This window comes from Moorena sp. SIO2C4, from assembly GCF_010672485.1.
Lineage (GTDB): Bacteria > Cyanobacteriota > Cyanobacteriia > Cyanobacteriales > Coleofasciculaceae > Moorena > Moorena producens.
Genome location: NZ_JAAHGN010001410.1, coordinates 1 through 1,514 on the forward strand (window position 1 = coordinate 1; position 1,514 = coordinate 1,514).

At 49.5% G+C, this 1,514-nt stretch carries 1 protein-coding gene; it reads right to left on the reverse strand.

Annotated elements, in window-relative coordinates; genetic code table 11:
* Window positions 1–1,374 (reverse strand): POTRA domain-containing protein (locus F6K20_RS38075; protein ID WP_287298359.1); only part of this gene is annotated, 1,374 nt, incomplete at its 3' end.
* Between the last annotated feature and the right edge of the window lie 140 nt (window positions 1,375–1,514).

Here is a 1,514-nt window from a genome sequence, read left to right on the forward strand (position 1 = left end):
TTGAAATTCTCCCCCTAAGGTCTGATTATTACCCCCTAGATTTTGCTGTTGATAGCTCACGGTACCAAAAAAACCACTGGCAGAACTCAGACCTGCACCAGCCGCAATTGAGCCACTACTCTTCTCAATCACGTCTACTACTATCACCACCTGGCGTGGGTCAGTACCGGGTTCAAAGGAAAACCGTACATCATCGAAAATCCCTAAACCAAAAACTCGCTGTAAGTCCCTTTGGGCTTTCTTCCGGTTAAATACAGTACCGGATTTTAACTCCACCTCCCGGGTAATAATAAAGGGGCGAGTATTACCCCCAACCGGTTCCTCCCGGTCAGTCATTGATGGAAGTGGGTTGCCATTTTCATCTACAATCGGGTTACCATCTTCATCGAGAAAACGCACCTTAACAGCTTCAATCACCCCTTCTGCCACGACCAAGGTGACTGTGCCATCCGGTGTGACTTGCTCAGCATCAATGACTTGAGCTAGGTCATAACCTTCTTCCTTATACCAATCGTTTAATTGTTTGATTCCCTCTTGCAGGTCTCGCAGATTCAGGATTGAGCCATATTGCTCACTGAAGATTTCATTAATTTTTTCCTGGTTTACGATTCGTTGCCCTTCCCCTGGGGGTTCTGTTTTGACTGCCACCTGACGCAATACTGGGTTAGCTCTGACAACAAAGCTAATCCTAACTCCCAAGGGAGTATCTTCTGGCTGAACATCCACACTGGAAAAGAAACCTGTGGCAAAGATAGCATTAACATCTTCCTGAAGCTGAGAGCGCGTGGTTGCTCGTCCTGGTCGGGTTTTAATCACCCGATAAATTTCCTCTTCCAGTTGGGGAGGTGCGCCAGTAATCAAGACTTCTGCTACCAGTACTCGTACTTCTGAGGAGTCAGAAGGAGGTTGAGTTGAAGGGGGCTCCAGTTGAGTGGGTTCCGGGAGTTGGGACAGTTGATCTATACCATTTGGAGGTTTTACTTGAGCACTCCCTTCGATGCTATCGATTGATAAAGGAGGTTGAGTTGAGGGGGGCTCCAGTTGAGTGGGTTCCGGAAGTTGGGACGGTTTTTCTATACCATTTGGAGGTTTTACTTGAGCACTCCCTTCGATGCTATCCGGTGATAGTTGGGGTGGCTTTGGGGTTTGGGAAGGTAACTCTGCGGCTGTTGAATCTACCGGAACCACTAGTTTAGTAGGTTTAGTAGGTACTGCCACCTGGGTTGGTGATGCATCTACCGGAACCACTAGTTTAGTAGGTACTGCCACCTGGGTTGGTGAAGAATTGTTCACCGAGAGAGTGGTAGGCACAGACTGCACAAGCGATGCAGCGCGGTCTTGGGGAGGCAGCGCGGTCTTGGGGGTTCCCCCCATGAGCGACTGCCGTGGGTTTCCCCCACTCGCTATTGCATCAAGAACACTCTTGGTGGGTACTGCCACCTGGGTCCCGGAAGAGTGAAGCACCAAGGCAGTCCTTGGTTTTGCCTGGACAGCAATTGTTTCAGGAACCGCTG